Raw genomic sequence first — 22769 nt, forward strand, 5'->3', positions numbered from 1 at the left:
GGACCACCCCGGCCGCCGGCCGACCCCGGAGACCACTGGGTCCGGACACCTGGGTGACGACGGGCCGGACGGCGGCGTCACCCGGAGCAGCGGGTGCGACCGCCCCCGACCGCGTCACTAGCCTGCGGGCTCCGTCGTCGGGGGGTCTGCATGACCGCGTCGCCGAGTGATCCGGCCGAGGCCCGCTCCGCCGCCCTGGCGGCCGCGCGCGCCGGCGTGCCCCAGACCTCGAGCAGGCCGCTCGAGGGCACCCTGGACGCGAGCGGCGGCCCCGGCCACCTCGCCTCCTGGACCGCGCGCCTGGCGCTCCTGTCGGTGGCCGGGACGGTTGCCGACGCCATCGCGACGGCCGTCCGGGGATCGACCGGCGGATCCCGCCGGGTGCTGCTCGTCGAGGACCGGGCCCTCGCCCAGCGCGACTGGCCGTACGGCCACGTCCTGGCCGACCTCGCCCGGCACCGGGTCACGCTGGCCCGACAGGAGGACGTCCTGGCGACCGTGATCGACGCCCTCCTGCCGGCCGGGCGGCCACCGGCGACCGGAGGACCCGCCGACCGTGAGCGACGGAGGGAGCTGGGCGACACGGTCGCCGTCCCCTTGACGGAGGGAGTGGCCGCGCACGCGGCGTCCGCTGCGGACCTCGTCGGCCTGCTGTGGTCGGGCCACACCGTCACGAGCGCGAGCACGGAGACCTCGAGCAGCGTCCTGACCGCGGCGGTCGCGGCCCGGCTGGCCGAGCAGTCCGACCTGGAGGTGCTCGTCGAGGGCTTCCACCTCGTGCCGGCGCGGGGCCCGGTGCACGAGGCCCTCGATCGCGTCCTGGCGGCGGACGCCGACCTGGCCCGGGCGCAGGCGCGGCTGCGGACCCTGCTGGCGGCCCGTCCGGCCGACGATCCGGACCCGCAGCTCGAGCACGCCCGGGAGCGCGACCGGGAGACGACGGACCTCCGAATGTCCTGGGCGGCGGCTCTGGCCGGTCTCATGACCGCGCCGGAGGACGGCCTCGCGCCGCTCGCCGCGGCGGCGGTCCAGGCCGCCGTCCGCGGGGTCGCCGGCACGCACGTCGTCCACCTGTCCCTGGACAGCAGCGGGACCGACGTGGTCAGCCGCCGGAGCCTCTTCGGCCCGAGCGGCCGGCTCTGGTTGATCGGCGGCGTCACGGTCTCCTGGCTGCTGCTGAGGCCGACGGGTGACGCCCTGCGGGAGGCGGGCAGCGCCCATCAGGGCTGGCGCACCGAGTACGACCTGAGCACCGGGGCCTCCGTGGGTGCGGAGATCCCGGACCCCCCGGGCGGGACGACCGGCCGGCTCAAGACGCCCGGGCTGTTCTCCGCGTCGCCCGAGCGGGCTCCTCGTCTCATCGTCAGCGGACTCGCCCTGGTGGGCGGGCTGTGGCTCCTGGCCGATGCCTTCAGCAAGGTCTTCCTGACCGGCTGAGTCTGAGCCGACGGGCCCCGGAACGACTCAGGCCGGGCCCGTACGGGCCCGGCCTGAGTGCTGGTGGAGCTGAGGGGATTTGAACCCCTGACCCCCTCGATGCGAACGAGGTGCGCTACCGGTCTGCGCCACAGCCCCGTGGTGCGGCACCAGACTACCGCCCGACCGCGCCGCCCCTGCCAGGGGGGCAGGGCCGGCGTGCCGCTCAGCCGTGGGCCACGCGTCGCGGCTGGTAGTAGTCGATGTCGGCGAACCCGATGTCCTCGTCGTCCAGCCCGACGACGGCGCTGTGCTGCCATCCGGCCGGCGCCGGGGTGCGGGCCGCGACCACGCGGCCGGGGCGCAGCGGACGCACCGGCGCGAGCGGCACGCTCCGGTGCGGCTGCGCGCCGGGCGCCTCCGCCTCCTCGGCGGGGGCGACCGAGTCCGGAGCCGACCGCGCCGCCGGAGCGGCCGGACGGGCCGCCGGACGCTGCTGCGCCGGGGAGGCCGCCGGACGCTGGACCGCGCGCTGGGCCGGACGCGGGGCGCGCTGGGCGACCCGGGCGGCGCGACGGGCGGCAGCACGGCGCTCCCGCTGCGCGGCGGCACGGGTGACCATGAGGTACGCGACCACGGCCAGGTCGAGCAGCACCTGAGGAGCCCACAGCCAGGCGCTGTAGGTCAGCGCGCCGACCAGCGCGAGCAGCGCGAGAGCGGCCAGCCCGGCCAGGGTGCGGCGGCGCACGGCGTGGACGTCGACCTGCAGTTCACCGGTGCCGCGCAGCGCGTCGCGGTCGATGCTGACCCGGTCGGTCGCGGCGTGCAGCACGGGGTCCACCGGACGCCGTCGCTGCAGGGTCCGCCCGGAGTCGGCCGCTCTCGCTGCGCCGTGGGAGTCACCGCGGGTGACCACCATGGGCACCAGGACGACGAACCACAACACGACGAGAGCGGCAAGGAGCACGCCCGATCCCATCCCAACACCCCGATCCATCCCTGGCCCTGCGGAACGACCCCATCCCTGGGGCCACACGAGTCACACGAGCAACTCGGGACTCACCGTAAGGGCGGGGTCCGCCGATGACCGGGACGTCTTCCGGTGTGTCGGCGCAGAGATCGAGCTGCACCGGCGTGTCGACATCCGGGATGGGGACACGGAATGTAACGGATCGTCATCACGCAATGACGAGGAGTCGACAAGCGGTCTCTCAGCGGGGTGCGCGGTTCCGCCACCGGGCCAGCACGCTGTCGGGCAGGTCATCGGCCAGCAGTGCGTAGGCCACGTGGTCCCGCCAGGCGCCGTCGATGTCCAGGTAGTCGCGGAACAGCCCCTCCGGGCGGAAGCCGAGCCGCTCCACCAGGCGGCGGCTGGACCGGTTCTCCGGCCGGATGTCGGCCTGCAGCCGGTGCAACCCGGCCGGCCCGAAGGCGTGGTCGCAGGCCAGGGCCACCGCCAGCGACGCGACCCCGCGACCGGCGACGGCGCGGTCTATCCAGTAACCCAGGTGCCCCGACCTCATCGCGCCCCGGACGATGTTGTCCACGGTGACCTGGCCGGCCAGCCGGCCCTCGTAGTGGACCGCGAACGGCAGCGACACCCCGATCCGGGCCCGCCCGCCCGCGGCGCGGCGCATGGCGCGGTAGGTGGTCGGCGTGTGCCGGTCGGCCCACGCCACCGGGGCGGAGGGTTCCCACGGCCTCAGCCAGGCCTCGTTCTCCAGCCGCAGCCGGACCCACTCCCGGGCGTCGGCGCGGCGCAGCGGGTGCAGCTCCACCGGACCCCAGGCGAGCCGGGCCGGCCAGCCGGGGTGCGGTACGGGGTCCGTGTCAGCCCCCGAGGAGCATGGGCATGACGGTCACCAGGCCGCCCGCGGCGACCTCGGTGACGTCCTCGTCCACCACGATGAGGCAGTTGGCGCGTGCCATCCGGGCGAGCACGGCCTGGTCGCCGTCGCCGATCGGCTCGACCACGTAACCCCCGTCGGGGTGGCGCAGGACCTGGCCGTGCAGGTACTGGCGGTAGCCCAGCGGGGAGAGCAGCCGCTGCGCCGAGACCGCCTGCACCGTGCGGCGGAACAGCTGCCGCTTGCCCAGCATGAGCCGGATCGCCGGCCGGACGAACACCTCGAAGGCCACCAGCGCCGCGACCGGCTCGCCGGGCACGCAGATGACCGGGACGTCGTTCGGACCGAGCTTCCCGAAGGCGTGCACGGGTCCGGGGTGCATGGCCACCTGGGTGAACGCCAGTCCACCGAGCTCGGCCAGCGCCTCCTGCAGCACGTCCGGCCCGCCGGTGGCGAACGTGCCGGCGATCAGCACGACGTCGCTGCGCAGCGTCTGGCCCTCGATCAGCTCCACCATCCGGCGCCGGTCGTTGGGCAGGATGCCGGCCCGGTACGCCTCGGCCCCGGCGTCCCGGGCGGCGGCGGCCAGCGCGTAGCTGTTCACGTCGACGACCTGCCCGGGGGCGGGCGCGGTGTCGATGTCGACCAGCTCCTCCCCTGCGCAGAGCACGGAGAGCCGCGGCCGGGGACGCACCGCCACCCGCTCGCGGCCCACCGCCGCCAGCAGACTGATCTGGGCCGGGCCGATGGGAGTGCCGATCTGCACCGCGGTGTCGCCGTGGGCGACGTCGTCCCCGACCCGGCGCACGTAGCTGCCGGCGGCCAGCGCGGCGTACACCTGCACCCGGGCAGCGCCCTGGTCGGTCCAGGCAGCCGGCACGACGACGTCCGCGCCGGTCGGCAGCATCGCGCCGACGGCGACGCGTACCGCGGTGCCCGGCGTGATCGACAGGCGCTCGGCCCGGCCGGCCTCCACGTCCCCGACGACCGCGAGGTCGGTGGGCTGCTCGACCGTGGCGGTGGCGACGTCCTCGGCGCGGACGGCGTACCCGTCCAGCCCGGCCTGGTCGAAGGCGGGCAGGGAGCGCTGGCTGGTGACCAGCTCAGCGCAGAGCAGGCCCTGCGCGTCGAGCACCGCCAGCTCGATCGGCTCGGGCTGCGGGACCGCGCTCAGGATCGCGTCGAGGTGGTGCTCGACGGTGCGCAGCCGCACCCCGGAGACGTCGACCGACCCGGTGTCGGCGTGCGGGTCGGGCGTGCGGTCACCGGTCGCGATCGCCGGTGAGGGCACCCGCTCGGAGTTGAAGACCGAGCGGTCGACCTGCACGGTGTCGTGCGCGACCTGCGGTGCCGGGCCGGAGATCCCGGTGTCGCGCGGCGGTGGCACCGGCTGCCCCGAGGTCAGGTCCAGCTGGGTCGTCTCCCGGCTCCCGCCGGGGAACCACCCGCCTGTGTTGTCGTCGCTCATCCCCACCACCGTCGTGACACCGTCACCGGTCCTCCTCCGCGACCGGGAACCGGCCGGAGCCGCCGCTCGACGGACCTGTCCCGATGGTGCCCTGTCCGACGTCGGGTCAGGCCGGCGACGCGCCCTTGCCGTCGAGGTCGGCGGCGAACTCCCGCAGCCACGGGGCGAACGCCGGGCCGAGGTCCTCGCGCTCGACGGCCAGCCGGACGACGGCCTTGAGGTAGTCCAGCTTGTCGCCGGTGTCGTAGCGGCGGCCGGAGAAGACCACGCCGTGCACCGGCACGCCGTCCTCCACGAGCCGGAGCAGCGCGTCGGTCAGCTGGATCTCCCCACCGCGGCCGGGCGGGGTCTGCCGGATCGCCTCGAAGACCTCCGGCGGCAGCACGTACCGGCCGATGATCGCCAGCGAGCTGGGCGCCTCGTCGGCCGGCGGCTTCTCCACCAGGCCGGTGACCCGGAAGACGTCGTCGCCGGTGGCCTCACCGGAGACGGTGGCGTCCTCGACGGCGACCGCGCCGTACTTGGAGATGTTCTCCGCGCCGACGTCGAGCAGGGCGATCACCGCCCCGCCGTGCTCGGCCTGCACCGCCAGCATCTGCTCGAGCAGGTGATCGCGGGCGTCGATGAGGTCGTCACCGAGCAGGACGGCGAAGGCCTCGTCGCCGACGAACGCCGCGGCCTGCAGCACCGCGTGCCCCAGCCCCCTGGCCTCGCCCTGCCGGACGAAGAAGACCTGCGCCACGTCGGTGGACTCGTGCACCGACGCCAGCCGGGCCTGGTCGCCCTTGGCCTCGAGCGCGGTCTCCAGCTCCGGGGTCCGGTCGAAGAAGTCCTCGATGGTGCCCTTGTTCCGGCCGGTCACCATGAGCACCTCGCCGAGACCCGCGCGGGCCGCCTCCTCGACGATGTACTGGAGGGCGGGCCGGTCGACGACCGGCAGCAGCTCCTTCGGCACGGCCTTGGTGGCGGGCAGGAAGCGGGTGCCCATCCCGGCGACGGGGATGACCGCCTTCGTGGTCGGGCGCGGAGGAGTCGGGCTGGGCATGCGGGGAGCCTAGCTAGCCTGCTCTGGTGCCGGACTCCCCCCGAGTGGTGAGCGAGAAGGCGACGCTGCGCACACTCCTGCTGGCGCAACGGGCCGCCCGCCCGCCGGCGGACCGGGAAACGGCGGCCCGGGCGCTGGCCGCGGCGCTGGCCGACCGGCTCGCCGGGGCCGGAGTGGTCGCCGCGTACGTGCCGACGGCGGAGGAACCCGGCCACGGCCACCTGGTCGAGGCGCTGGCCGACCGCGTGGACCGGCTGCTGCTGCCCGTGGTGCCACCCCGGGGCCGCGAGCTCTCCTGGGCCGAGCACGACGGCGGGTTCGCGCCGGGCCGGTTCGGGCTGCTGGAGCCGACCGCTCCCCCGCAGCCCGCGGTGGCGCTCGGCCGGGCCGACGTCGTCGTCGTCCCGGCGCTCGCGGTCGGCCGGGACGGCACCCGGCTGGGCCGCGGCGGCGGCTACTACGACCGCGCGCTGGCCTGGGCCCGGCCGGACGCCGTCCTGGTCGCCGTCCTCTTCGACGGGGAGCTGCTCGACGCGGTGCCGGCCGGCGAGCACGACCGCCGGGTCTCCGCGGTCGTCACGCCGTCGGCCGGGTGGCAGGAGCTCGGCCCGGCCTGACCCGGCGGGGCGGTCGCCCCCCGGCTGCGGACCAGGCCCGCCGGGCGTGCCGCAGGTCACTGGCAGACTGCCGCTTGGCTGCACCCGACCCACCTTGAGGAAAGAGGCATCGTGAGCGGACCACTGGACGGCGTCCTCGTCGTCGACCTGACCCGGGCCCTCGCCGGCCCGCACGCCGGGATGATGCTCGGCGACCTCGGCGCCCGGGTGATCAAGGTGGAGACCCCGGCCGGCGGGGACGACAGCCGCGGGTGGGGCCCGCCCTTCGTCGACACCCCCGGCGGCGGGCGCGAGTCGACCTACTTCTTCTCCGCGAACCGGAACAAGGAGTCGATCGCCCTCGACCTCAAGGACCAGGCGGACAAGGCGGTGCTCACGGACCTGGTGCGCCGCGCCGACGTGCTGCTGGAGAACTTCCGGCCCGGCACCCTGGCCAAGCTCGGCTTCGGCACCGACGTGCTGGCCGACCTCAACCCCCGGCTGGTCACCCTGGCGATCAGCGGCTTCGGCCACGACGGCCCCGAGGGCGGGCGGGCCGGCTACGACCAGATCGCCCAGGGCGAGGCCGGGCTGATGTCCATGACCGGCTCCGGTCCCGACGACCCGCAGAAGGTCGGCGTCCCGATCAGCGACCTGCTGGCCGGCATGTACGGCGCCTACGGCGTGCTGGCCGCGCTGCTCGAGCGCGAGCGCACCGGCCGCGGGCAGGTGGTGCGCACGTCGCTGCTGTCCGCCGTCGTCGGCGTGCACGCCTACCAGGGGACGGCGCACACCGTGGGCGGGATGGTGCCGCGCGGGCAGGGCAACCACCACCCTTCCATCTCCCCCTACGGCCTGTTCCACTGCGCCGGCGGCAGCGTGCAGCTGTCCTGCGGCAGCGAGGGGCTGTGGCAGCGGCTGTGCACCGAGTTCGGGCTCGACCCGGACGCGCCGGGCATGGCCACCAACGGCGAGCGGGTCGCCCGGCGCGGTGAGGTCATCGAGCTGCTGGAGCGGACCTTCGCCGACATCCCGGCCGAGGAGCTGCTCGCCCGGCTGTCGAAGGCCGGAGTCCCGGCGGGCAAGGTGCGCACCCTCGACGAGGTCTACTCCTGGGACCAGGTCGAGTCGCAGGGGCTGAAGATCTCGGTCGAGCACCCCACGGCCGGGACGCTGACCCTGCCCGGGCCGCCGTTGCGGTTCTTCGCCGCCGGCCCGGACGGGGAGTCCGAGACCACCCGGCGGGACCACCGGCCGCCGCCGGTGCTCGGCGCCGACGGCGAGGCGATCCGGGCCTGGCTGGCCGGCTCCGACGGCGTGCCGCAGCCGGCGGACGACGACGCCGACGTGGAGGACGGGCACGCCACGTGAGTCGCCGCCTGGACGCCCGCGCGCTGCGCGACCTGGTCCTCGACCCCGGGTCGTGGCAGTCCTGGGACACCCCCGTCCCGGCCCGGGACGCCGAGGACGACTACGGCCGCGAGCTGGCCCGGGCCGCGGAGAGGTCCGGGCAGGACGAGGCCGTCGCCACCGGCGAGGGCACGCTGCGCGGACGGCGGGTGGCGGTGGTGGCCGGCGAGTTCGGCTTCCTCGCCGGGTCGATCGGCATCGCGACCGCCGAGCGGCTGATGGGCGCGATCGAGCGGGCCACCGCCGAGGGACTGCCGCTGCTGGCCGCCCCGGTGTCCGGCGGCACGCGGATGCAGGAGGGCACCGTCGCCTTCCTCCAGATGATCGGCATCACCCAGGCGATCGCCCGGCACAAGGAGGCGGGGCTGCCCTACCTCGTGTACCTGCGTAACCCCACGTTCGGCGGGGTGCTGGCGTCCTGGGGCTCGCTCGGGCACGTGACCATCGCCGAGCCGGGGGCCGCGGTGGGCTTCCTGGGTCCCCGGGTGTACGAGGCGCTGTACGGGGAGCCGTTCCCGGAGGGCGTGCAGACCGCGGAGAACCTGGCCGAGCACGGGCTCATCGACGGCGTCGTCCCGCACGAGGAGCTCGCCGACGTCGCCGACCGGGTGCTGAGCGTGCTCGCCGCCCGGGAGACCTGGCACCGCGGGCTGCACGTCGAGGGTCCGGTCGAGGGCGACGGCACGGACCAGGACGACCCCGAGGACGGCCGCAGCGCCTGGGACGTCGTCACCGCCTCCCGCCGTCCCGACCGGCCGGGAGTGCGGCAGCTGCTGCGCACCGCGGCGACCGACATCGTCACGCTCTCCGGCACCGGCGCCGGCGAGCGGGACCCGGGGCTGCTGCTGGCGCTGGCCCGCTTCGGCGGAGCGCCGTGCGTCGTGCTGGGCCAGGACCGCCGCGGGCAGTCGCTGTCGGCGCCGCTGGGGCCGGGCGCGCTGCGCGAGGCCCGCCGGGGCATGCGACTGGCCGCGGAGCTCCGGCTGCCGCTGGTCACGCTGATCGACACCCCGGGCGCCGCGCTGTCGGTGGCCGCCGAGCAGGGCGGGCTGGCCGGGGAGATCGCCCGCTGCCTGGCCGACCTGGTGGTGCTGGAGGCCCCGACGCTCGCGGTGCTGCTCGGGCAGGGCACCGGCGGCGGGGCGCTGGCGCTGGTGCCGGCGGACCGGGTGCTCGCCGCGGCGAACGGGTGGCTCGGCCCGCTGCCGCCGGAGGGCGCGTCGGCGATCGTCCACCGCACCGTGGACCGGGCCGACGAGATGGCTGCCTCGCAGGGGGTGCGGGCCACCGACCTGTGGCGGGACGGCATCGTCGACCGGGTGGTGCCCGAGCGGCCCGACGCCGCCGACGAGCCGGTGGAGTTCTGCCTCCGGGTGGGCCGGGTGCTCGCCGAGGAGCTGGCCGGTCTCCTGGGGCGGGACGAGCGGGAGCGGATGCGCAGCCGCTCCCGCCGCTGGCGGCACCTGGGCCGCTAGAGACCCCGCTGCCCCCACCGCTCGCGCGGCCCCGTCCAGGGCGCGCCCCGAGCCTGCGCGGGGTGGGTCCCTCGTCAGGCGGCTCGCTCGGCGGCCGGCAGGCCCCAGGCGGCGGCGACCAGCTCCAGGCTGCGCAGCCGCTCGGCGACCCCGTGCGTGGACGCGGTGACCATCAGCTCGTCCGCGCCGGTGTCGGCGGCGAGCCGGCGCAGCCGGGCGACCACGGAGCCGGGGTCGCCGATGAGCGCGTTGCTCGGCATCGCCTCGGCGGCCGCCCGCTCGGGGTCGACCTGGGCCTCCTCCGGGCTGGGCACCGGGCGCAGCCGGTTGGTGCGGATCGCCAGCCGCATGAGCTGCCCGGGCAGCGCGAGCCGGCGCGCGTCGTCCTCCGTCTCGGCGGCCAGGGCGTTGGCCGTGACGATGGTGTACGGGCGCTGGAGGACCGGCGAGGGTTCGAACGACTCCCGGTAGAGCTCGACGGCGGCCACGGTGTTGGGGCTGCCGAAGTGGTGGGCGAAGGTGAACGGGAGCCCGAGCTGCCCGGCCAGCTGGGCGGAGTAGCCGCTGGAGCCGAGCAGGACCACCGACGGCGCGCCCACCGGCGCCGGGGTGGCGGTGAACCGCTCGCTGAGGCCACCCTCGACCCGCTCGTCACCGAAGAGCCCGAGCAGGTCCAGGAGGTCCTGCGGGAACTGCTCGGCGGAGAGCAACGCGGGGTCGCGGCGCAGCGCGAGGGCGGTGTGCTGGTCGGTGCCCGGGGCGCGCCCGATGCCCAGGTCGATGCGGCTCGGGTGCAGCGCCTCCAGCAGCGTGAACTGCTCGGCGACCACCAGCGGCGCGTGGTTGGGCAGCATGACGCCCCCGGAGCCGACGCTGATCCGCTCGGTGACCGCGGCCAGGTGGGCGATCAGCACCGGCGGGCTGGTGCTCGCCACGGCCGGCATGTTGTGGTGCTCGGCGACCCAGATCCGGCGGTAACCCAGCCGCTCGGCGGCCCGCGCGACCGCGACGGTGTGCGACAGCGCCTCCGCCGTGCTCTGGCCCGTGCCGACGGTGGCCAGCTCGAGGACGGACAGGGGCAGCGGTGCGGTGGACTCGGACATCGAACCGGGCAACGCGGCGGCAGGGCGGTGCCTTCCCCCGGGATCAGTCGACGGCGCGCAGCGTGTGGTCGGGGTCCAGTCGCTCGATGACGGCGGTCAGGGCCTCCTCCAGCGCCAACGTCTGCTCGCGGGTGAGGGCGGCGAACACGCCCTCCCGCACCGCGGCGACGTGGCCGGGCGCCACTCGCTGGACGACGTCCCAGCCGGCGTCGGTCAGCACCGCGACGTTGCCCCGGCGGTCCTCGGTGGCCCGCACCCGGTGCACCCAGCCGCGCTCCTCCAACCGGGCCACGGTGTGCGAGAGCCGGCTCTGCGACTGGTTCGCCACGCGGGCGAGGTCGCTCATCCGCCGGCTGCGGTCCGGGGCCTCGGAGAGCATCGCGAGGACGACGTACGCGGCGTGGGTGAGCCCCGCGTCACGCTGCAGCTGGGCGTCGAGCGTGCGGGGCAGCAGCTCGGCGACCGCGAGCCAGGCACGCCAGGTGCGCTGCTGCTGCTCATCGAGCCACTCGGTGGACACAGCGGAACGGTAGACCGGCGGAAGCCAGCGGGACGGCGGGCCTGCTGTGGATCGGTCAGCCCCCGGCGCGCCGCCGGTAGCGGTCGGCGCGCTTGGCGGCCGCGACCCGCTTGCGTTCGGTCTCCTCCTGCTGCCGCATCAGACCGGTGCTGTCCCGGGCGGCCTGCGCAGTTCCCGCCGGATAGCCGGCCTTCATGACCCGGTGCTCCGTGGTCTCGTTCATGTAGGCCAGCGAGTAGAGCATCCCGAGGAAGAGCCCCCCGCCCGCCGCGGCGAGCCGCAGACCCCACGGGGCCGGCAGGAGCACCACCACCGCGACGATCGGGACGCTCATCTGGACGAGGCTGCGGACCACGTGGCGCAGCCACCACGTGTCGGTGGTCGTGTCGTGCAGCACCCAGCCGCGGTGGCGCTCGGGCAGCCGGCCGCCGAAGGCGTACCAGAGCCACCGGTGGGGAGCCGGGCGGACGACGGGCCCGGTCGACGCGCCGCGCCCCCCTGCGGGACCTGTCATGACGACTCTCTCCTGCTCGACCGTGGCCACGCCTCGATTGTCCCCAGCCCAATCGTTGGGGTACCAAGTGTCACCCGGATCACATGCTCTCTCCGCCGGCGGCTGCCGGTCCCCGGACGGCGCGGTCTACCCGGGCCGCCCCGGCGGTCGCCGGTGTCGCCGCCAGCGCCCGCTGGCTGGCCGCGATCACCCGGGTCAGCGCCCCCTGGAGCGCGACCAGCTCCTCGACCGGCATGCCGAGCCGCTCGACGATGCCGGCCGGGACCGCCTCGGCCTCGGCCCGCAGCGCGCTGCCCTTGTCGGTCAGCGTCAGCGCCAGGTTCCGCTGGTCCCGCGGGTCCCGCGGGTCCCGCTCCCGGCGGAGCAGGCCCGCCGCCTCCAGCCGCTTCAACAGCGGCGAGAGCGTGCCGGGGTCCAGTTGCAGGAGACCGGACAGGTCCTTGACCGATAGCGACCCGTGCTGCCCCAGCGCGAGCATCACCAGGTACTGCGGATGGGTCAGCCCCATCGGCTCGAGCACCGGCCGGTACACCGCGACGACGTTGCGGGCCGCGACCGACAGGGCGAAGCACACCTGACGCTCGAGGACCAGCAAGTCCACGGCTCCCGGTGCGGCCGACGGATCGTCGCTCGTCATCGGCCCAGCGTAGGACGGCGAGGAGCCGGGCACCGGCGCCGAGCAGGCCCGACCCCTCCGCCACCTCGACGCGCACGCGCCTGCACCCGGGCCAACCACGCCGGGGAGTGACACTCGCCGACACACGTGGACGACCACCACCACGACGGCGCACAATTGGCAGTCGACGGGGTCGAGTGCCAGCCCGGCCCAGCATCGGACGAGGAGCGCCACCACCGTGCCCACCTACCAGTACGTCTGCGCCAACCCCGAGAGCAAGCACGAGTTCGAGGTCGTGCAGTCGTTCAGCGACCCGGCCCTGGCCACCTGTCGGAACTGCGACGCCCCGGTGCGCAAGGTCTACGGATCGGTCGGCGTGGTGTTCAAGGGCTCCGGCTTCTACCGGACCGACAGCCGCAAGTCCGAGAGCTCGTCGACCAGCACCACCTCGTCGACCCCCAGCTCGGCAGGCTCCTCGGGCTCCGGCTCGTCGTCGAGCAGCACGTCGAGCTCCTCATCGGGCGGCACCTCCTCCGGCAGCGGCGGCAAGGCCGCCAGCTGAGGACACCACGGACGGCGGCTCCGCGCCGCCGCCCGTCCACAGGCCGACCGGTTCTCCACAGGTCCCGGCGCCGGCCGGACGGCGGATCCCCGGCTCCCTAGCGTCGCGGCATGCCCCGCTTCCGCCGCCCCCGCTCCCCGGCCCGCCTGCTGCGGCAGGTCGCCGCGGCGACGCTCGCCTGCCTGGCGCTGGTCCTCGCGCTGCGGCCGCCCGGCCCGGGCTCACCGGCCCCGCGCCCGCTGGTGCAGGTCGCCGTCGCGGTGGCCGACCTGCCCGCCGGCGCGACGCTCGGCCCCGGCGACCTCACCACCGCGGCGCTGCCGGGCGACGTGGTGCCCGACGGATCGACCCCGCAGCCCGGGACGCTCACCGGGCAGGTGCTCGCCGCGCCGGTGCGCAGCGGTGAACCGGTCACCGACGTCCGCCTGATCGGGCCGGGACTCTGGGCCCAGGTGCCGCCGGGCGAGGTCGCCGCCCCCGTGCGGCTCGCCGACCTGGCCGTCGCCACCCTGCTGCGCGCCGGTGACCGGGTCGACGTGCTGGCCGCCACGGCCGTCCCGGGTGAGCTGGCCAGCGGACCGGACGCCGGCGGCACGACGGTCGTGGTGGTCGCTTCCGGCGCGCTCGTGCTCGCCGCGCCGCCCGCCGCCACCGACCCGGGCGGGGAGGCGGCCGGCGACGGCCTGCTGGTGCTCGCGGTCCACCCGGACACCGCGGCGCGCCTCGCTGCCGCCGCGGCCACGTCCACCCTCACGGTTACCCTCGGCCGGCCGTGACCGAGCGGACCCGCAGCGTGCCGGTCCCGACCGAGGGGTGCGTGGGTGTTCAAGGGCTTCAAGGACTTCCTGCTGCGCGGGAACGTCGTCGAACTGGCCGTCGCGGTGGTGATCGGCACCGCGTTCACCGCGGTCGTCACCTCGTTCACCGAGTCGTTCCTGCAGCCGCTGATCGGCCTGGTGGGTGGCGGCGGCGTGAAGGGCGGCACCGTGACGGTCGACGGGCAGGACTTCACCTGGGGCTCGTTCGTCAACCAGATGATCACGTTCGTGCTGACCGCGGCCGTCATCTACTTCGTCGTCGTCCTCCCGCTGAAGACGATCACGGAGCGGCGCAGGCGCGGCGAGGAGGCGGGACCGGTGCCGCCCACCCAGGTGGAGCTGCTCGCCCAGATCCGCGACCTGCTGCGCGCGCAGCAGGACCAGCCGGCGGGCCCGGCCCGCTCGCCGGGGCGGCACGCCGACCCCCCGGGCCCCGGCACGACCACGCTGCCCGGCCGGGGCTGAGCCGGTGGAGGCTCAGTCGCTGCCCCAGTGCGGAGGCCGGTCCTCCAGGTAGCGGCGGTCCTCGTCGTCCGGCTCGGTCCGCCGTTCCCCCCAGCCGACGTCGCTGTCGTCCGGTGCCCGCTCGGCCCGCGCCGGGACGACGGTGCGGGGACGTTCCTCCCCCAGGGGGTGCTCGGGGACTGCCACGGCCCGAGCCTAGGCCGGGAGCCGGGTCAGTCCACCGGCTGGCCGAGGCCCTCGAGGACCTCGGCGCCCGGCAGCGCGGCGAGCACCTTCCCGGAGACGGCGAGCTTGCTGCCCCGCGTCCCCGATCCGATCACCACCAGGTCGCTGGCGGCGACGGCGGCGTCCACGAGCACCGGCCAGTCCGCGGGCAGCCCGATCGGCGTGATCCCGCCGTAGGCCATGCCGCTCTCGGCGACCGCGACGTCCTGCGGGGCGAACGACGCCTTGCGCGCCCCCAGGTGACGGCGCACCAGGCCGTTGACGTCCGCCCTGGTGGTGGCGAGCACCAGGCAGGCGGCCATGGTCGTCTGCCCGGACCGGCGGGCGGCGACCACCACGCAGTTGGCCGACGCCGTGAGCGGCACCTCGTAGACGTCGGTGAACGCCGCGGTGTCGGCGGCCTCGTCGTCGATGGCGGCCACCCAGACGGGCTCGGCCAGCGACGGGACCGCGGCGGCGACCGGAGCGCCGAGCAGGTCCAGGTGCTCGGCGGCGGGCTGCCAGGTGAGGGTGCCGAGCTGCGGGGCGGGGAGGGGTTCGGCCATGGCCCGATCGTGCCCGAGCCGCGCGCGCCGCCCCGCCGGGGGGCCGGATGGCGAGTGGTCGCCGCTCCACCGGGCGGGAGAGGATGCGGCCATGATCGGTCAGCTGCACTCGGTGGTCCTGGACGCTCCCGACGCCCACGCGCTCGCGACCTTCTACGCCGGCCTGCTCGGCATGGATGTCCACGGGCAGCCCGGCGACGACTGGGTCACCATCACCGGGGCCGGCTACCGCATCGCCTTCCAGCAGGCGCCGGACCTGCAGCCGCCGGACTGGCCGGACCCGGCCCGCCCGCAACAGTTCCACCTCGACATCCGGGTCGCCGACGTCGACGCCGCGGAGCCGCAGGTCCTCGCGCTGGGCGCACGCCGCCTGCCCGGTGGCAGCGGGGACTTCCGGGTCTACGCCGACCCGGTCGGACACCCGTTCTGCCTGGTGTGGGACGCCCAGTGAGCGGACTGCCGTCGGTCGACCCCACCACGGCCAGCGCGTTCACCACCGCGACCGGCCTCGAGATCACCGAGGTCACCGGCACCCGGGTCGCCGGCCACGTCGACCTCGGGCCCGGGCACCACACCCCGTGGGGCATCGTCCACGGCGGCGTCTACTGCGCGATCGTCGAGTCGGCGGCCAGCGTGGGCGCCAGCGCCGCGGTCGCGGACCGGGGCCAGTTCGCCGTCGGGGTGTCGAACCAGACGGACTTCCTGCGGCCGATGACCGCCGGGCGGCTCGACGTGCTGGCCGAGCCGATCCAGCAGGGCCGGACGCTGCAGCTGTGGACGGTCACGCTCACCCGCGCCGAGGACGGCAAGATCGTGGCCCGGGGCCAGATGCGGCTGCAGAACGTGCCCCTGCGCGGCGCGTGAGCCACCGCCCCGCCCGGGCGGTCGCCGCCGCGGTCGCGGTGGCGCGGTCGCACGGAGTGCGGGCCGACGACCCGGTCGTCCTCCACGACGGGGTCAACGTCGTGGCGTGGCTGCGCCCGGCGCCGGTGGTCGCGCGGGTGGCCACCCTGACCCCGCTGCTGCGGCCCGCGATCGGCCGGCCGTTCGCCCGGGAGGTCGAGCTGGCGCGAGCCCTGGCGGCCGCGGGTGCCGCCGTGGTCGCGCCGTCGGACCTGGTGCCCCCCGGGCCGCACGAGCACGACGGGCTCACCCTGTCGTTCTGGGAGCACGTCGAGGTCCTGCCCGACAGCGCCACGGCGGTACAGGCGGGCCGGTCACTGGCCGACCTGCACGCCGCGCTCGCCGGGATCCGCCCGCGGTGGGACGGCGCCGCGCTGGACACCCCCTTCGACGACCTGGGCACCTTCGCGGCACGCGGCGCATCGCTGGGCGCCGTACCCCGCCCTGCTGCGCGAGGTCCCCGCCCTCGCCGGCGCGCTGCGGCCGCGGGTCGCCGGCCCGGACACGACCCTGCACGGCGACGCGCACCCCGGGAACCTGCTGCTCACCCGAGCCGGCCTGCGCTGGACCGACCTCGAGGACACCTCCCGGGGCCCGCGCGCCTGGGACCTCGCCTGCCTGCGGTCCACCGGCCGGCTGGACGGCCGCGCAGCGCTGGACGCGATGCCCGACCCGGTGAGCGAGGAGGAGCTGGCGCCGTTCCGCTGGCTGCGGCTGCTCCACGCCGGCGCCTGGTGGTTCGTGCACGCCGCGCGGGTGCCCGGGCACCTGCCCGAGGCCCGGACCCGGCTGGCCGCGGCCGTCGCCGAGGTCAGCGCCGGGCTGCGCTGAGCCGCTCAGGGACGGCAGCCGGGTCCAGCACGACCCGGAACAGCGCGCGGGGGTCCTGCAGGGTCGCCGGGGGCCGGGCCGCCGAGCGCGGCACCACCCGGTCGAACCGGGCCGGGCGGCGGTGCGGCAGCAGCTCCGGCCCGGCGAACAGGTAGTCGCCCACCACCTCACCGAGCAGCAGCCCCGCGCCCATCTCGATCGGCAGGCCGACGAGGTTCCCCGGCTGCACGTCGTCGAGGAAGGCCGACAGCTGGCGCAGGTCCTTGGCGGGCCGCCGGCCGGACAGCTCCTTGGACAGCGCCCGCAGCTCAGCCGGGGAGAGCCCGGTCGCGTCCACGTCCACGCCGGCCTGCGTGCCCAGCCCCACGATGCCGCTGGCCAGCGCGGCCCCGAGCTCGCTGTGCGCCCGCGGCCGCACCACCCAGACCGGCACGCCCTCCGGCGCCGCGGCCGGGGGCACGTCGTCCGCGCCCGGCCACTTGTACGGCAGGTCGTCCGGCTCCCCCGGGAAGCGGTCGCGGTAGTACACCGGGTCCTTGGCCAGCAGGTTCGACCGGTGCGAGAGGTGCAGCTCCGCGTCACCCACCCAGCTGGGCAGCAGGCCGGCCGCGGCCGCCTCGGCCTGGGTCATCCGCGCCGCGTCGGGCGCGAACTCCGCGATCAGCGTCTCGGTGCTGTCGGCGAAGCCGCGCTCCTTCCAGGCCTTCACCATCGCCAGGCCGTAGACCACCAGTCCCGCGGTGTGCCCGCGCCACATGGTGACCACCGGGTGCGACACCCACCCGTAGTCGGGCAGCTCGAGGGCGCGCAGGACCTGCAGCGTCTCGACCCGCTGCTTGCCGAGGCGGGGGCTGTCCAGGAGCCGGGCGGTCTCGGCGAAGTCGGGCACCGGGAGGAACGTCTGCATCGCCGTCCATCCTGGGGCAGCGGCCGACCGCCCGCCGGGTCAGCCGTCCAGTTCCCGCAGCGCCTCCTCCCAGCGGGCGCGTCGCGCGGCGTCGTCCTGGTCCCACCAGGCCGGCCCCCGCTCCCCCAGCCCGGTCTTGGCCGCCTGGACCCGTGCCCGGGCCGCCGCCACCGCCGCCTCGTCACCCGCCCGGCGACCGTTGCCGACCGCGGACCGCGCGACGCCGAGGTGGTGCAGCAGTCGTGCGCGGACCTCCGCCGGCTGGGCCGGGTCGGCGGTGCGCCAGCGGCGCCCGTCCACCACGACGTACCGCCCGTCCGGGGTGCGGTCGACGTCGCGCCCGGCCACCGGTCAGACCAGCCGGAGGGCCAGCTCCGGCAGCACCTGGCCGAGCGGTGCGTCGACGCGGACGTCGGCCTTCGCGTCGCCGCGGGTGGGGCCGACGTTCACGATCCCCACCGGGATGCCCCGCTTGGCCGCGTGGATGACGAACCGGTAGCCGCTCATCACGGTCAACGACGAGCCGAGGACCAGCAGCGACCGGGCCCGGTCGACCAGGGAGAAGCAGCGGTCGACCCGGTCGCGGGGCACCGTCTCACCGAAGAAGACGACGTCCGGCTTGAGCGGGCCGCCGCCACAGGCCAGGCAGTCGACCATCACGAAGCCGTCCAGCGCCGCCTCGGGCAGCTCCACGTCGCCGTCCGGGTTCACCTCCTCAGTGCCCTCCCGGCGGAAGCCGGGGTTCACCGTCCGCAGCCGCGCGTCGAGCTCCACCCGGTCGGCGACGTCCCCGCAGGCCAGGCAGACCGTGCGGTCGAGCCCGCCGTGCAACTCGGTGACGTCCCGGGCGCCGCCGGCCTGGTGCAGGCCGTCGACGTTCTGGGTGATCACCCCACCGACCGCCCCGGCCGCCTGCAGCGCCGCGACCGCGCGGTGACCGGCGTTGGGGCGGGCGGTGGCGATCTGCCGCCAGCCGACGTGGCTGCGCGCCCAGTAGCGGCGCCGGCCCCGGGGGTCGCGCGTGAACGTCTGGTAGGTCATCGGCGTGTGCCGGCGCAGTGAGCCGGTGGCGCCGCGGTAGTCGGGGATCCCCGACTCGGTGGACAGACCGGCGCCGGAGAGCACCAGCGCTCCCCCGGCGCCCAGCAGGTCGGCGAGCTCGTCGACGCCGTCGACGGTGGCGGGTGCGGCGGTCACCGGCCCATCGTCCCCGCTGATCGCCGCCCGCGCCCGTGCCGCCGCCGGCGGGGTCAGCGGACCGCGACCTCCCGGTCCAGCCGTTCCAGCACGGCGTCGTGGATCCGGCCCAGGCCCTTGGGCGCGAAGGTCCGCTCGAAGAACCCACCGATGCCCCCGGCGCCCTGCCACTCGCTGCGCACCCGGACGGTGGTGGCGTCGGCCCCGGCGGGGTGCACGCTCCAGGTGGTGACCATGCTCGAGTTGGCGTCGGCCTCGACCAGCTCGCCGGAGGGCCCCTCGGTCACGACCACGTCCTGCACCCGGACCCGCTTGGACGTCGCCTGCAGCCGCCAGTGCGCGCGGGTGCCCGCGCCCTGACCACCCTCGTCCACCCGGTACTCGCTGAACTGCTCGGGCAGGACCTTCGGGCGCATGACCTCGTAGTCGGCAAGCGCGGCGCGGACGACGTCTGCCGGCGCCCGCACGACCCGTTCGGTGGTTGCGACGACCTGAGCCATGCCCCCATCCTGCCCCGCGGAGTCACCAGCGCCCTCGTCGAGGCACCCAGGTCGCGCACGGCCGGGCCGACCCGGCGCGCACCCCGGCACACGGTGGCCGCTGGCCGGGCCGGTCGAGGTCGCCGTCCCGGCGGCGGACGCCGTCCGTGCGCGTCCACAGCGGGGGGCGCTCTCCACAGGGACGCCCGCGGGTTGCCGGGAGCTACTCCTGTGCGTCCTCTGCGTTGAGGTACTGACAGCGGAACCGGGCACCGGCCATCGCCTCGGTGAACCGGCCCTCCCAGAGCGGGTCCTGCGCCGGGAAGCTGGCGAAGACGCGTTCCTCCAGCACCTCGGGCCGCCCGTCCAGGCCGGTGCAGGCGCGCCGGAGGAGCACCCGGGTCACGCCGTCCACCTCGTCGTGCGCGGTGGTCCAGCGCGCCGCGGCGATCGACCGCTGCCGGAACTCCCGGTCCCGCGCGGAGATCCGCCGGGCCGGGACGCCGCCGCCCAGCGCCGGGGACCGCAGCTCGCTGAGCGCCCACACGGCCAGGCCGGCCAGCAGGGCGACCACCAGCAGCGCGGCGAGCAGACCCACCATGCAGGCACGGTAGTTCGCCGGACGCCGGTGCGGCAGTCGTCGCTCCGCGCCCGCCGGACCGGGGCGTCAGACGGTCTCGGGAGCCAGCGCGGGGGTGTGCACCCCGCAGGTGCAGCCGGGGCTGCGCGAGGAGAGCACGAGGGAGACCGCGTGCGCCCGGTCGCGGGCACCGAGCTTGCGCAGGATCGCCTTGACGTGCGACTTGACGGTGTCTTCGCTGATGAAGAGGTTCTTGCCGATCTGCCGGTTCGACTGGCCCTTGATGAGCTCGTCGAGGACGTCGGACTCGCGGCGGGTCAGCGGCACCTCGGGGGTGAGCACCGCGGACGGCGCCTCGGCCGCGGCCTCGCCCCGGCGGATCTGCGGGTCGACGACGGTGCGGCCGGCGCGGGCGGCGAGGACCGCCCAGCCGAGCAGCGTGGGCGAGGTGTTCATGAGCAGGTAGCCGCGGACACCGGCGGCCAGCGCCTCGTTCACGACCGCCGGCGACTCGGAGGTGGCCACCGCGACGATCGCGATCTGCGGAAAGCGGCGGCGGAGGTCGCGGCAGGCGTTCAGGGTGGCGGCCAGGCCGGAGCCCAGCTCGACGACGACGGCGTCCGGGCGGGCCGACTCGGCCAGCGTCAGCGCGCGGCGGGGCTCGCCGGGAGCACCCACGACCTGCAGGCCGGCGGTCTCGTTCACCATGCCGAGGAGGCCGCGGCGCAGGACCGGCGCGTCGGCCAGGATCAGGACGCGGGTGACACCGCGCGGGGCACTCGACAGGGGTGCGGACACAGCTGGTTCTCCATCTCGGTCTGGGTGACTCTCATGAGTGACATCGACCGGGTGGGTGAACTGCTTGAGCACCGGACTGAGCGGGATCCAGACATTTCTCCGCGAACTGGAATGGAGGTCGCGGAACCGGTCGGGAATGGTGCCGCGCGGACCGGGGAACCGTTGTCCGCGCCATTCCCGATGCTGGTGAACCGGGTCAGGTCCCGAGGCGAGTCGGCGCCGCGGGTCGGGCGCTCAGCTCGAACCACACCGTCTTCTCATCCGTCCCCCGGCGCCGGCGGACGCCCCACCGGTCGGCGAGCGAGCCGACCAGTTGCAGGCCGCGTCCGCGCTCGGCGGTGACCGCGGGCCGCCGCAGCACCGGGAGCCCGGGGCTGGCGTCGGTTACCCCGATCCACACCCGGCCGTCCTCGGCGGTGTACTCCACGGCGACCGCGAACTGCCCTCCGGCGTACCGCACGGCGTTGGTGACCAGCTCGGACACCAGCAGCGCCACCGTCTGGCTCGTCTCCACCGGCAGGTGCTCCGGCTCCAGCACGTCGGTGACGTAGCGGCGGGCGACGGGCACCGAGACCGCGAAGGCGGGGAAGGACCGGCTGAGCACCTCAGGCACCGTCCAGGCCGAACCGGTCGGCGAGCCCGAGCACCTGCACCACGCGGGCCACCACGGGGCTCGCGTTCCCGGCGGTGACCGGCTCGAAGTGGTTGGCGATGCGGATCAGCACGGTGACGCCGGAGGAGTCCATGAACTGCAGCCCCGCCAGGTCCAGGTGCACCGGCTGCGCCTCGCGTGCCAGCAGGGCGTCCAGCTGCGGAGCCACGTCGGACAGGCTGGCGATGTCCAGCTCACCCGCCAGCCCGACCACCAGCGCGCCCCCGTCGGGATCGGCCGTGACGGTCAGCGTGGCCCGGGGGGCCTCGGTCAGCCGGTCCATCGAAGCCCCAGGATCACCGTGTCGTCCTTCCTGCCGTCCGCGGTCATGGTCTCGAGGAGGTCGTCCAGCATCGGCTCCAGCGGCCGCGCCCCGGTGGCCTCCGCTGCCCGCCGGAGTCGCTCGAGCCCGGTGTCGACGACCTCACCCCGGCGTTCGACCGCTCCGTCGGTGAACGCCAGCAGCGTGGCGGGACCGCGGACCTGCACGGTCGTGGCGCGGGGCGCGACCCGGCTGGGGACGCCGATCGGCGGGGTCACCGGGCAGTCGACCAGCCGGGCGCCGTCGGCGGTGACCACGACCGGGCCGAAGTGCCCGGCGGACACCAGCCGCAGGCGGCCGGCGGCCGCGTCCAGCTCGCCGAGCAGCACGGTGGCGAACTGATGGTCGACGTCGACGTCGAGCAGGCGGCGCAGCCGGGTCAGCACGCCCTCGATGTCGTGGCCCTCGGCGAGGTAGGCGCGCACGGCGAACCGCAGCGAGGCCATCGTCGTGGCCGCGGGAAGCCCCCGGCCGGAGATGTCGCCGACGACGAACACGCAGCACCCGGGCCGGTGCTCGATGACGTCGTACCAGTCGCCGCCGACCTCGAGCTCGTCGACGCCGGCCACGTACCGGGCGGCGACGTCGACCCCGGTGAGCTCAGGCACGACCGGCAGCAGTGCGAGCTGCAGCGTGCCGGCGATGCCGCGCTGCTGGCGGTAGAGCCGCTCGTTCTCGGCGGCCAGCCGCTCGGCGACCACCCGCCGGCGGGAGACGTACTCGACCGTGCCCGCACTGCCGAGGGCCAGCGCCCCGCCTACGCCGAGCACGATCCACGGCAGCGCCGCGGACAGCGGGCCGGCCAGGTGGGCCGGGGACGCGCCGACGATGGTGACCGTGGTGGTGCCGAACGGCACCTCGGAGCGGTGGGTGTCGCCCTCGACGGGGGTGGGCCCGGTGGCCTGGAGCAACTGCTCGGGCTCGGTCGTCCGCCCCAGGTAGAGAGCGAGGTCCAGACCGGCCATCGGGGAGTCCGGCGGCGCCGCCAGCTCGCCCCCGTCCGGCAGCGGTGACTCGGCGTAGACGAGCAGGTCGGTGTCCACCGGCCTCAGTCCGTAGGCCAGCCGGTCCGGCTCACTCGGGACGATCCCGAGGATGACCAGCTCCCCGGTCGGTTCGAGGACGGACAGGGCGCCGGCGCCCTCGGCCGGCAGCCGCGGGTCCACGCCCTGCACGGCCAGCTGCTCGGCCTGCCCGTCGGTCATCCGCCACAGGGACAGCGACTGCCCGGTCTGCTGCAGCTGGGTGGCACCGAACCGGGCGAACGCCGCGGGGTTGGCGTCGGTGTTGACCGCGACCTGGGCGATGTCGGCCAGCTGCACCTGCAGGACCGCGGCCTGACTGGTGAGCAGCGAGCCCACCAGCGCCATCTGGCGGCTCAGCAGCCGCTGCTCGCTGTGCTCACTGACCCGCCAGGTCAGGAAGGTGAGCACCGCGGTGACCACCAGGAGCAGCACGGCGACGACAAAGCTCAC

General features: G+C 75.8%; 29 protein-coding genes and 1 tRNA gene. 10 read left to right on the top strand and 20 right to left on the bottom strand.

Translation table 11 applies throughout. The features are described from left to right. Positions 1-150 precede the first annotated feature (150 nt). Positions 151-1437 carry a hypothetical protein gene (locus HK417_RS09135; RefSeq protein ID WP_222265574.1) on the top strand — a complete coding sequence of 429 codons (1287 nt, stop codon included), beginning with the start codon at positions 151-153 and terminating at the stop codon, positions 1435-1437. Positions 1438-1498: 61 nt separating this feature from the next. Here HK417_RS09135 and HK417_RS09140 read toward each other — a convergent pair. The 5 genes from HK417_RS09140 to HK417_RS09160 form a co-directional block, all read right to left on the bottom strand. Further along, positions 1499-1575, bottom strand: a tRNA-Ala gene (locus HK417_RS09140). A gap of 67 nt (positions 1576-1642) precedes the next feature. Further along, complete coding sequence (gene sepX, locus HK417_RS09145; RefSeq protein ID WP_222265576.1) at positions 1643-2395, bottom strand: divisome protein SepX/GlpR; 753 nt, start codon at positions 2393-2395, stop codon at positions 1643-1645. Positions 2396-2627: 232 nt separating this feature from the next. Next, a complete protein-coding gene (locus tag HK417_RS09150; protein WP_222265578.1) occupies positions 2628-3194 on the bottom strand; it encodes a GNAT family N-acetyltransferase in 567 nt (188 codons plus the stop codon). Between the two features lie 52 nt (positions 3195-3246). Next, on the bottom strand, positions 3247-4731 hold the full coding sequence (glp, locus tag HK417_RS09155; RefSeq protein WP_222265580.1) for a molybdotransferase-like divisome protein Glp: 1485 nt from the start codon (positions 4729-4731) through the stop codon (positions 3247-3249). 106 nt (positions 4732-4837) lie between these two features. Next, on the bottom strand, positions 4838-5776 hold the full coding sequence (locus HK417_RS09160) for a UTP--glucose-1-phosphate uridylyltransferase (RefSeq protein ID WP_222265582.1): 939 nt from the start codon (positions 5774-5776) through the stop codon (positions 4838-4840). A 26-nt stretch (positions 5777-5802) separates the two neighbouring features. On the opposite strand from HK417_RS09160, the gene HK417_RS09165 reads away from it, so the two are divergent. From HK417_RS09165 to HK417_RS09175, 3 genes are all read left to right on the top strand, one after another. After that, on the top strand, positions 5803-6393 hold the full coding sequence (locus tag HK417_RS09165) for a 5-formyltetrahydrofolate cyclo-ligase (RefSeq protein WP_222265584.1): 591 nt from the start codon (positions 5803-5805) through the stop codon (positions 6391-6393). Between the two features lie 111 nt (positions 6394-6504). After that, positions 6505-7743, top strand: coding sequence for a CaiB/BaiF CoA transferase family protein (locus HK417_RS09170; protein ID WP_222265586.1), 1239 nt, complete (start codon positions 6505-6507; stop codon positions 7741-7743). Continuing rightward, positions 7740-9257 carry an acetyl-CoA carboxylase carboxyltransferase subunit alpha/beta gene (locus HK417_RS09175; RefSeq protein ID WP_222265588.1) on the top strand — a complete coding sequence of 506 codons (1518 nt, stop codon included), beginning with the start codon at positions 7740-7742 and terminating at the stop codon, positions 9255-9257. The genes HK417_RS09170 and HK417_RS09175 overlap by 4 nt, the downstream gene beginning before the upstream one ends. A 74-nt stretch (positions 9258-9331) precedes the next feature. Here HK417_RS09175 and HK417_RS09180 read toward each other — a convergent pair whose 3' ends face one another. The 4 genes from HK417_RS09180 to HK417_RS09195 all read right to left on the bottom strand — a co-directional run bounded on the left by HK417_RS09180 (position 9332) and on the right by HK417_RS09195 (position 12031). Next, a complete protein-coding gene (locus tag HK417_RS09180; RefSeq protein ID WP_222265590.1) occupies positions 9332-10360 on the bottom strand; it encodes an LLM class flavin-dependent oxidoreductase in 1029 nt (342 codons plus the stop codon). Between the two features lie 43 nt (positions 10361-10403). Next, a complete protein-coding gene (locus tag HK417_RS09185; protein WP_222265592.1) occupies positions 10404-10880 on the bottom strand; it encodes a MarR family winged helix-turn-helix transcriptional regulator in 477 nt (158 codons plus the stop codon). A gap of 55 nt (positions 10881-10935) precedes the next feature. Next, entirely contained in the window at positions 10936-11394 is a 459-nt protein-coding gene (locus tag HK417_RS09190; RefSeq protein WP_222265594.1) for a DUF5313 family protein, read from the bottom strand. A 79-nt stretch (positions 11395-11473) separates the two neighbouring features. Next, positions 11474-12031, bottom strand: coding sequence for a MarR family winged helix-turn-helix transcriptional regulator (locus HK417_RS09195; protein ID WP_222265596.1), 558 nt, complete (start codon positions 12029-12031; stop codon positions 11474-11476). Between the two features lie 217 nt (positions 12032-12248). Between HK417_RS09195 and HK417_RS09200 the strand changes: the two genes are divergently transcribed. The 3 genes from HK417_RS09200 (at position 12249) to mscL (ending at position 13855) form a co-directional block, all read left to right on the top strand. Further along, positions 12249-12572 (top strand): FmdB family zinc ribbon protein, encoded by a 324-nt coding sequence (locus HK417_RS09200; protein ID WP_222265597.1) that lies wholly within the window; start codon positions 12249-12251, stop codon positions 12570-12572. A 110-nt stretch (positions 12573-12682) separates the two neighbouring features. Beyond that, positions 12683-13348 (top strand): Flp pilus assembly protein CpaB, encoded by a 666-nt coding sequence (cpaB, locus tag HK417_RS09205; protein ID WP_222265598.1) that lies wholly within the window; start codon positions 12683-12685, stop codon positions 13346-13348. Positions 13349-13393: 45 nt separating this feature from the next. Next, positions 13394-13855: a large conductance mechanosensitive channel protein MscL gene (gene mscL, locus HK417_RS09210; RefSeq protein ID WP_222265600.1), complete on the top strand. Its 462-nt coding sequence runs from the start codon at positions 13394-13396 to the stop codon at positions 13853-13855. A gap of 12 nt (positions 13856-13867) precedes the next feature. Here mscL and HK417_RS09215 read toward each other — a convergent pair whose 3' ends face one another. Together HK417_RS09215 and HK417_RS09220 are read right to left on the bottom strand one after the other, a co-directional pair. After that, on the bottom strand, positions 13868-14041 hold the full coding sequence (locus tag HK417_RS09215; RefSeq protein WP_222265602.1) for a hypothetical protein: 174 nt from the start codon (positions 14039-14041) through the stop codon (positions 13868-13870). Between the two features lie 26 nt (positions 14042-14067). Then, positions 14068-14625 carry a YbaK/EbsC family protein gene (locus HK417_RS09220; RefSeq protein WP_222265604.1) on the bottom strand — a complete coding sequence of 186 codons (558 nt, stop codon included), beginning with the start codon at positions 14623-14625 and terminating at the stop codon, positions 14068-14070. Positions 14626-14716: 91 nt separating this feature from the next. Between HK417_RS09220 and HK417_RS09225 the strand changes: the two genes are divergently transcribed. From HK417_RS09225 to HK417_RS26420, 3 genes are all read left to right on the top strand, one after another. After that, positions 14717-15076: a VOC family protein gene (locus HK417_RS09225; protein ID WP_222265606.1), complete on the top strand. Its 360-nt coding sequence runs from the start codon at positions 14717-14719 to the stop codon at positions 15074-15076. Then, a complete protein-coding gene (locus HK417_RS09230) occupies positions 15073-15489 on the top strand; it encodes a PaaI family thioesterase (protein WP_222265607.1) in 417 nt (138 codons plus the stop codon). Before HK417_RS09225 ends, HK417_RS09230 begins: the two co-directional genes overlap by 4 nt. 225 nt (positions 15490-15714) lie before the next feature. Continuing rightward, entirely contained in the window at positions 15715-16359 is a 645-nt protein-coding gene (locus tag HK417_RS26420) for a phosphotransferase family protein (RefSeq protein WP_308123473.1), read from the top strand. Here HK417_RS26420 and HK417_RS09240 read toward each other — a convergent pair. The 9 genes from HK417_RS09240 to HK417_RS26120 all read right to left on the bottom strand — a co-directional run bounded on the left by HK417_RS09240 (position 16340) and on the right by HK417_RS26120 (position 22769). Then, a complete protein-coding gene (locus HK417_RS09240) occupies positions 16340-17266 on the bottom strand; it encodes an MSMEG_6728 family protein (RefSeq protein WP_222265609.1) in 927 nt (308 codons plus the stop codon). The two genes, HK417_RS26420 and HK417_RS09240, sit on opposite strands and share 20 nt — an antisense overlap. A 39-nt stretch (positions 17267-17305) precedes the next feature. Continuing rightward, positions 17306-17614 (bottom strand): ParB/RepB/Spo0J family partition protein, encoded by a 309-nt coding sequence (locus tag HK417_RS09245; protein ID WP_222265611.1) that lies wholly within the window; start codon positions 17612-17614, stop codon positions 17306-17308. 3 nt (positions 17615-17617) lie between these two features. Next, entirely contained in the window at positions 17618-18463 is an 846-nt protein-coding gene (locus tag HK417_RS09250) for an NAD-dependent protein deacetylase (RefSeq protein ID WP_222265613.1), read from the bottom strand. Between the two features lie 53 nt (positions 18464-18516). Then, the gene (locus tag HK417_RS09255; RefSeq protein WP_222265615.1) at positions 18517-18963 is read right to left on the bottom strand and encodes an SRPBCC family protein; all 447 of its coding nucleotides are present in this window, start codon (positions 18961-18963) and stop codon (positions 18517-18519) included. Positions 18964-19165: 202 nt separating this feature from the next. Beyond that, positions 19166-19543 (bottom strand): hypothetical protein, encoded by a 378-nt coding sequence (locus tag HK417_RS09260; protein WP_222265616.1) that lies wholly within the window; start codon positions 19541-19543, stop codon positions 19166-19168. Between the two features lie 66 nt (positions 19544-19609). Further along, positions 19610-20320, bottom strand: coding sequence for a response regulator transcription factor (locus tag HK417_RS09265; protein WP_222265618.1), 711 nt, complete (start codon positions 20318-20320; stop codon positions 19610-19612). A 196-nt stretch (positions 20321-20516) separates the two neighbouring features. Beyond that, positions 20517-20924 carry an ATP-binding protein gene (locus tag HK417_RS09270; RefSeq protein WP_222265620.1) on the bottom strand — a complete coding sequence of 136 codons (408 nt, stop codon included), beginning with the start codon at positions 20922-20924 and terminating at the stop codon, positions 20517-20519. Position 20925: 1 nt separating this feature from the next. After that, complete coding sequence (locus tag HK417_RS09275) at positions 20926-21255, bottom strand: STAS domain-containing protein (protein ID WP_222265622.1); 330 nt, start codon at positions 21253-21255, stop codon at positions 20926-20928. Further along, a complete protein-coding gene (locus HK417_RS26120; protein WP_222265624.1) occupies positions 21243-22769 on the bottom strand; it encodes a PP2C family protein-serine/threonine phosphatase in 1527 nt (508 codons plus the stop codon). Before HK417_RS26120 ends, HK417_RS09275 begins: the two co-directional genes overlap by 13 nt.

This window comes from Modestobacter marinus (assembly GCF_019799945.1).
Taxonomy (GTDB): domain Bacteria; phylum Actinomycetota; class Actinomycetes; order Mycobacteriales; family Geodermatophilaceae; genus Modestobacter; species Modestobacter marinus_B.

Bases quoted from the DNA above. Each gene is read 5' to 3' on its own strand.
- HK417_RS09135 (WP_222265574.1), top strand. From the start codon at position 151: ATGACCGCGTCGCCGAGTGATCCGGCCGAGGCCCGCTCCGCCGCCCTG.
- sepX (WP_222265576.1), bottom strand. From the start codon at position 2,395: ATGGGATCGGGCGTGCTCCTTGCCGCTCTCGTCGTGTTGTGGTTCGTC.
- glp (WP_222265580.1), bottom strand. From the start codon at position 4,731: ATGAGCGACGACAACACAGGCGGGTGGTTCCCCGGCGGGAGCCGGGAG.
- HK417_RS09160 (WP_222265582.1), bottom strand. From the start codon at position 5,776: ATGCCCAGCCCGACTCCTCCGCGCCCGACCACGAAGGCGGTCATCCCC.
- HK417_RS09180 (WP_222265590.1), bottom strand. From the start codon at position 10,360: ATGTCCGAGTCCACCGCACCGCTGCCCCTGTCCGTCCTCGAGCTGGCC.
- HK417_RS09190 (WP_222265594.1), bottom strand. From the start codon at position 11,394: ATGACAGGTCCCGCAGGGGGGCGCGGCGCGTCGACCGGGCCCGTCGTC.
- HK417_RS09195 (WP_222265596.1), bottom strand. From the start codon at position 12,031: ATGACGAGCGACGATCCGTCGGCCGCACCGGGAGCCGTGGACTTGCTG.
- cpaB (WP_222265598.1), top strand. From the start codon at position 12,683: ATGCCCCGCTTCCGCCGCCCCCGCTCCCCGGCCCGCCTGCTGCGGCAG.
- HK417_RS09220 (WP_222265604.1), bottom strand. From the start codon at position 14,625: ATGGCCGAACCCCTCCCCGCCCCGCAGCTCGGCACCCTCACCTGGCAG.
- HK417_RS09225 (WP_222265606.1), top strand. From the start codon at position 14,717: ATGATCGGTCAGCTGCACTCGGTGGTCCTGGACGCTCCCGACGCCCAC.
- HK417_RS09240 (WP_222265609.1), bottom strand. From the start codon at position 17,266: ATGCAGACGTTCCTCCCGGTGCCCGACTTCGCCGAGACCGCCCGGCTC.
- HK417_RS09255 (WP_222265615.1), bottom strand. From the start codon at position 18,963: ATGGCTCAGGTCGTCGCAACCACCGAACGGGTCGTGCGGGCGCCGGCA.
- HK417_RS09260 (WP_222265616.1), bottom strand. From the start codon at position 19,543: ATGGTGGGTCTGCTCGCCGCGCTGCTGGTGGTCGCCCTGCTGGCCGGC.
- HK417_RS09275 (WP_222265622.1), bottom strand. From the start codon at position 21,255: ATGGACCGGCTGACCGAGGCCCCCCGGGCCACGCTGACCGTCACGGCC.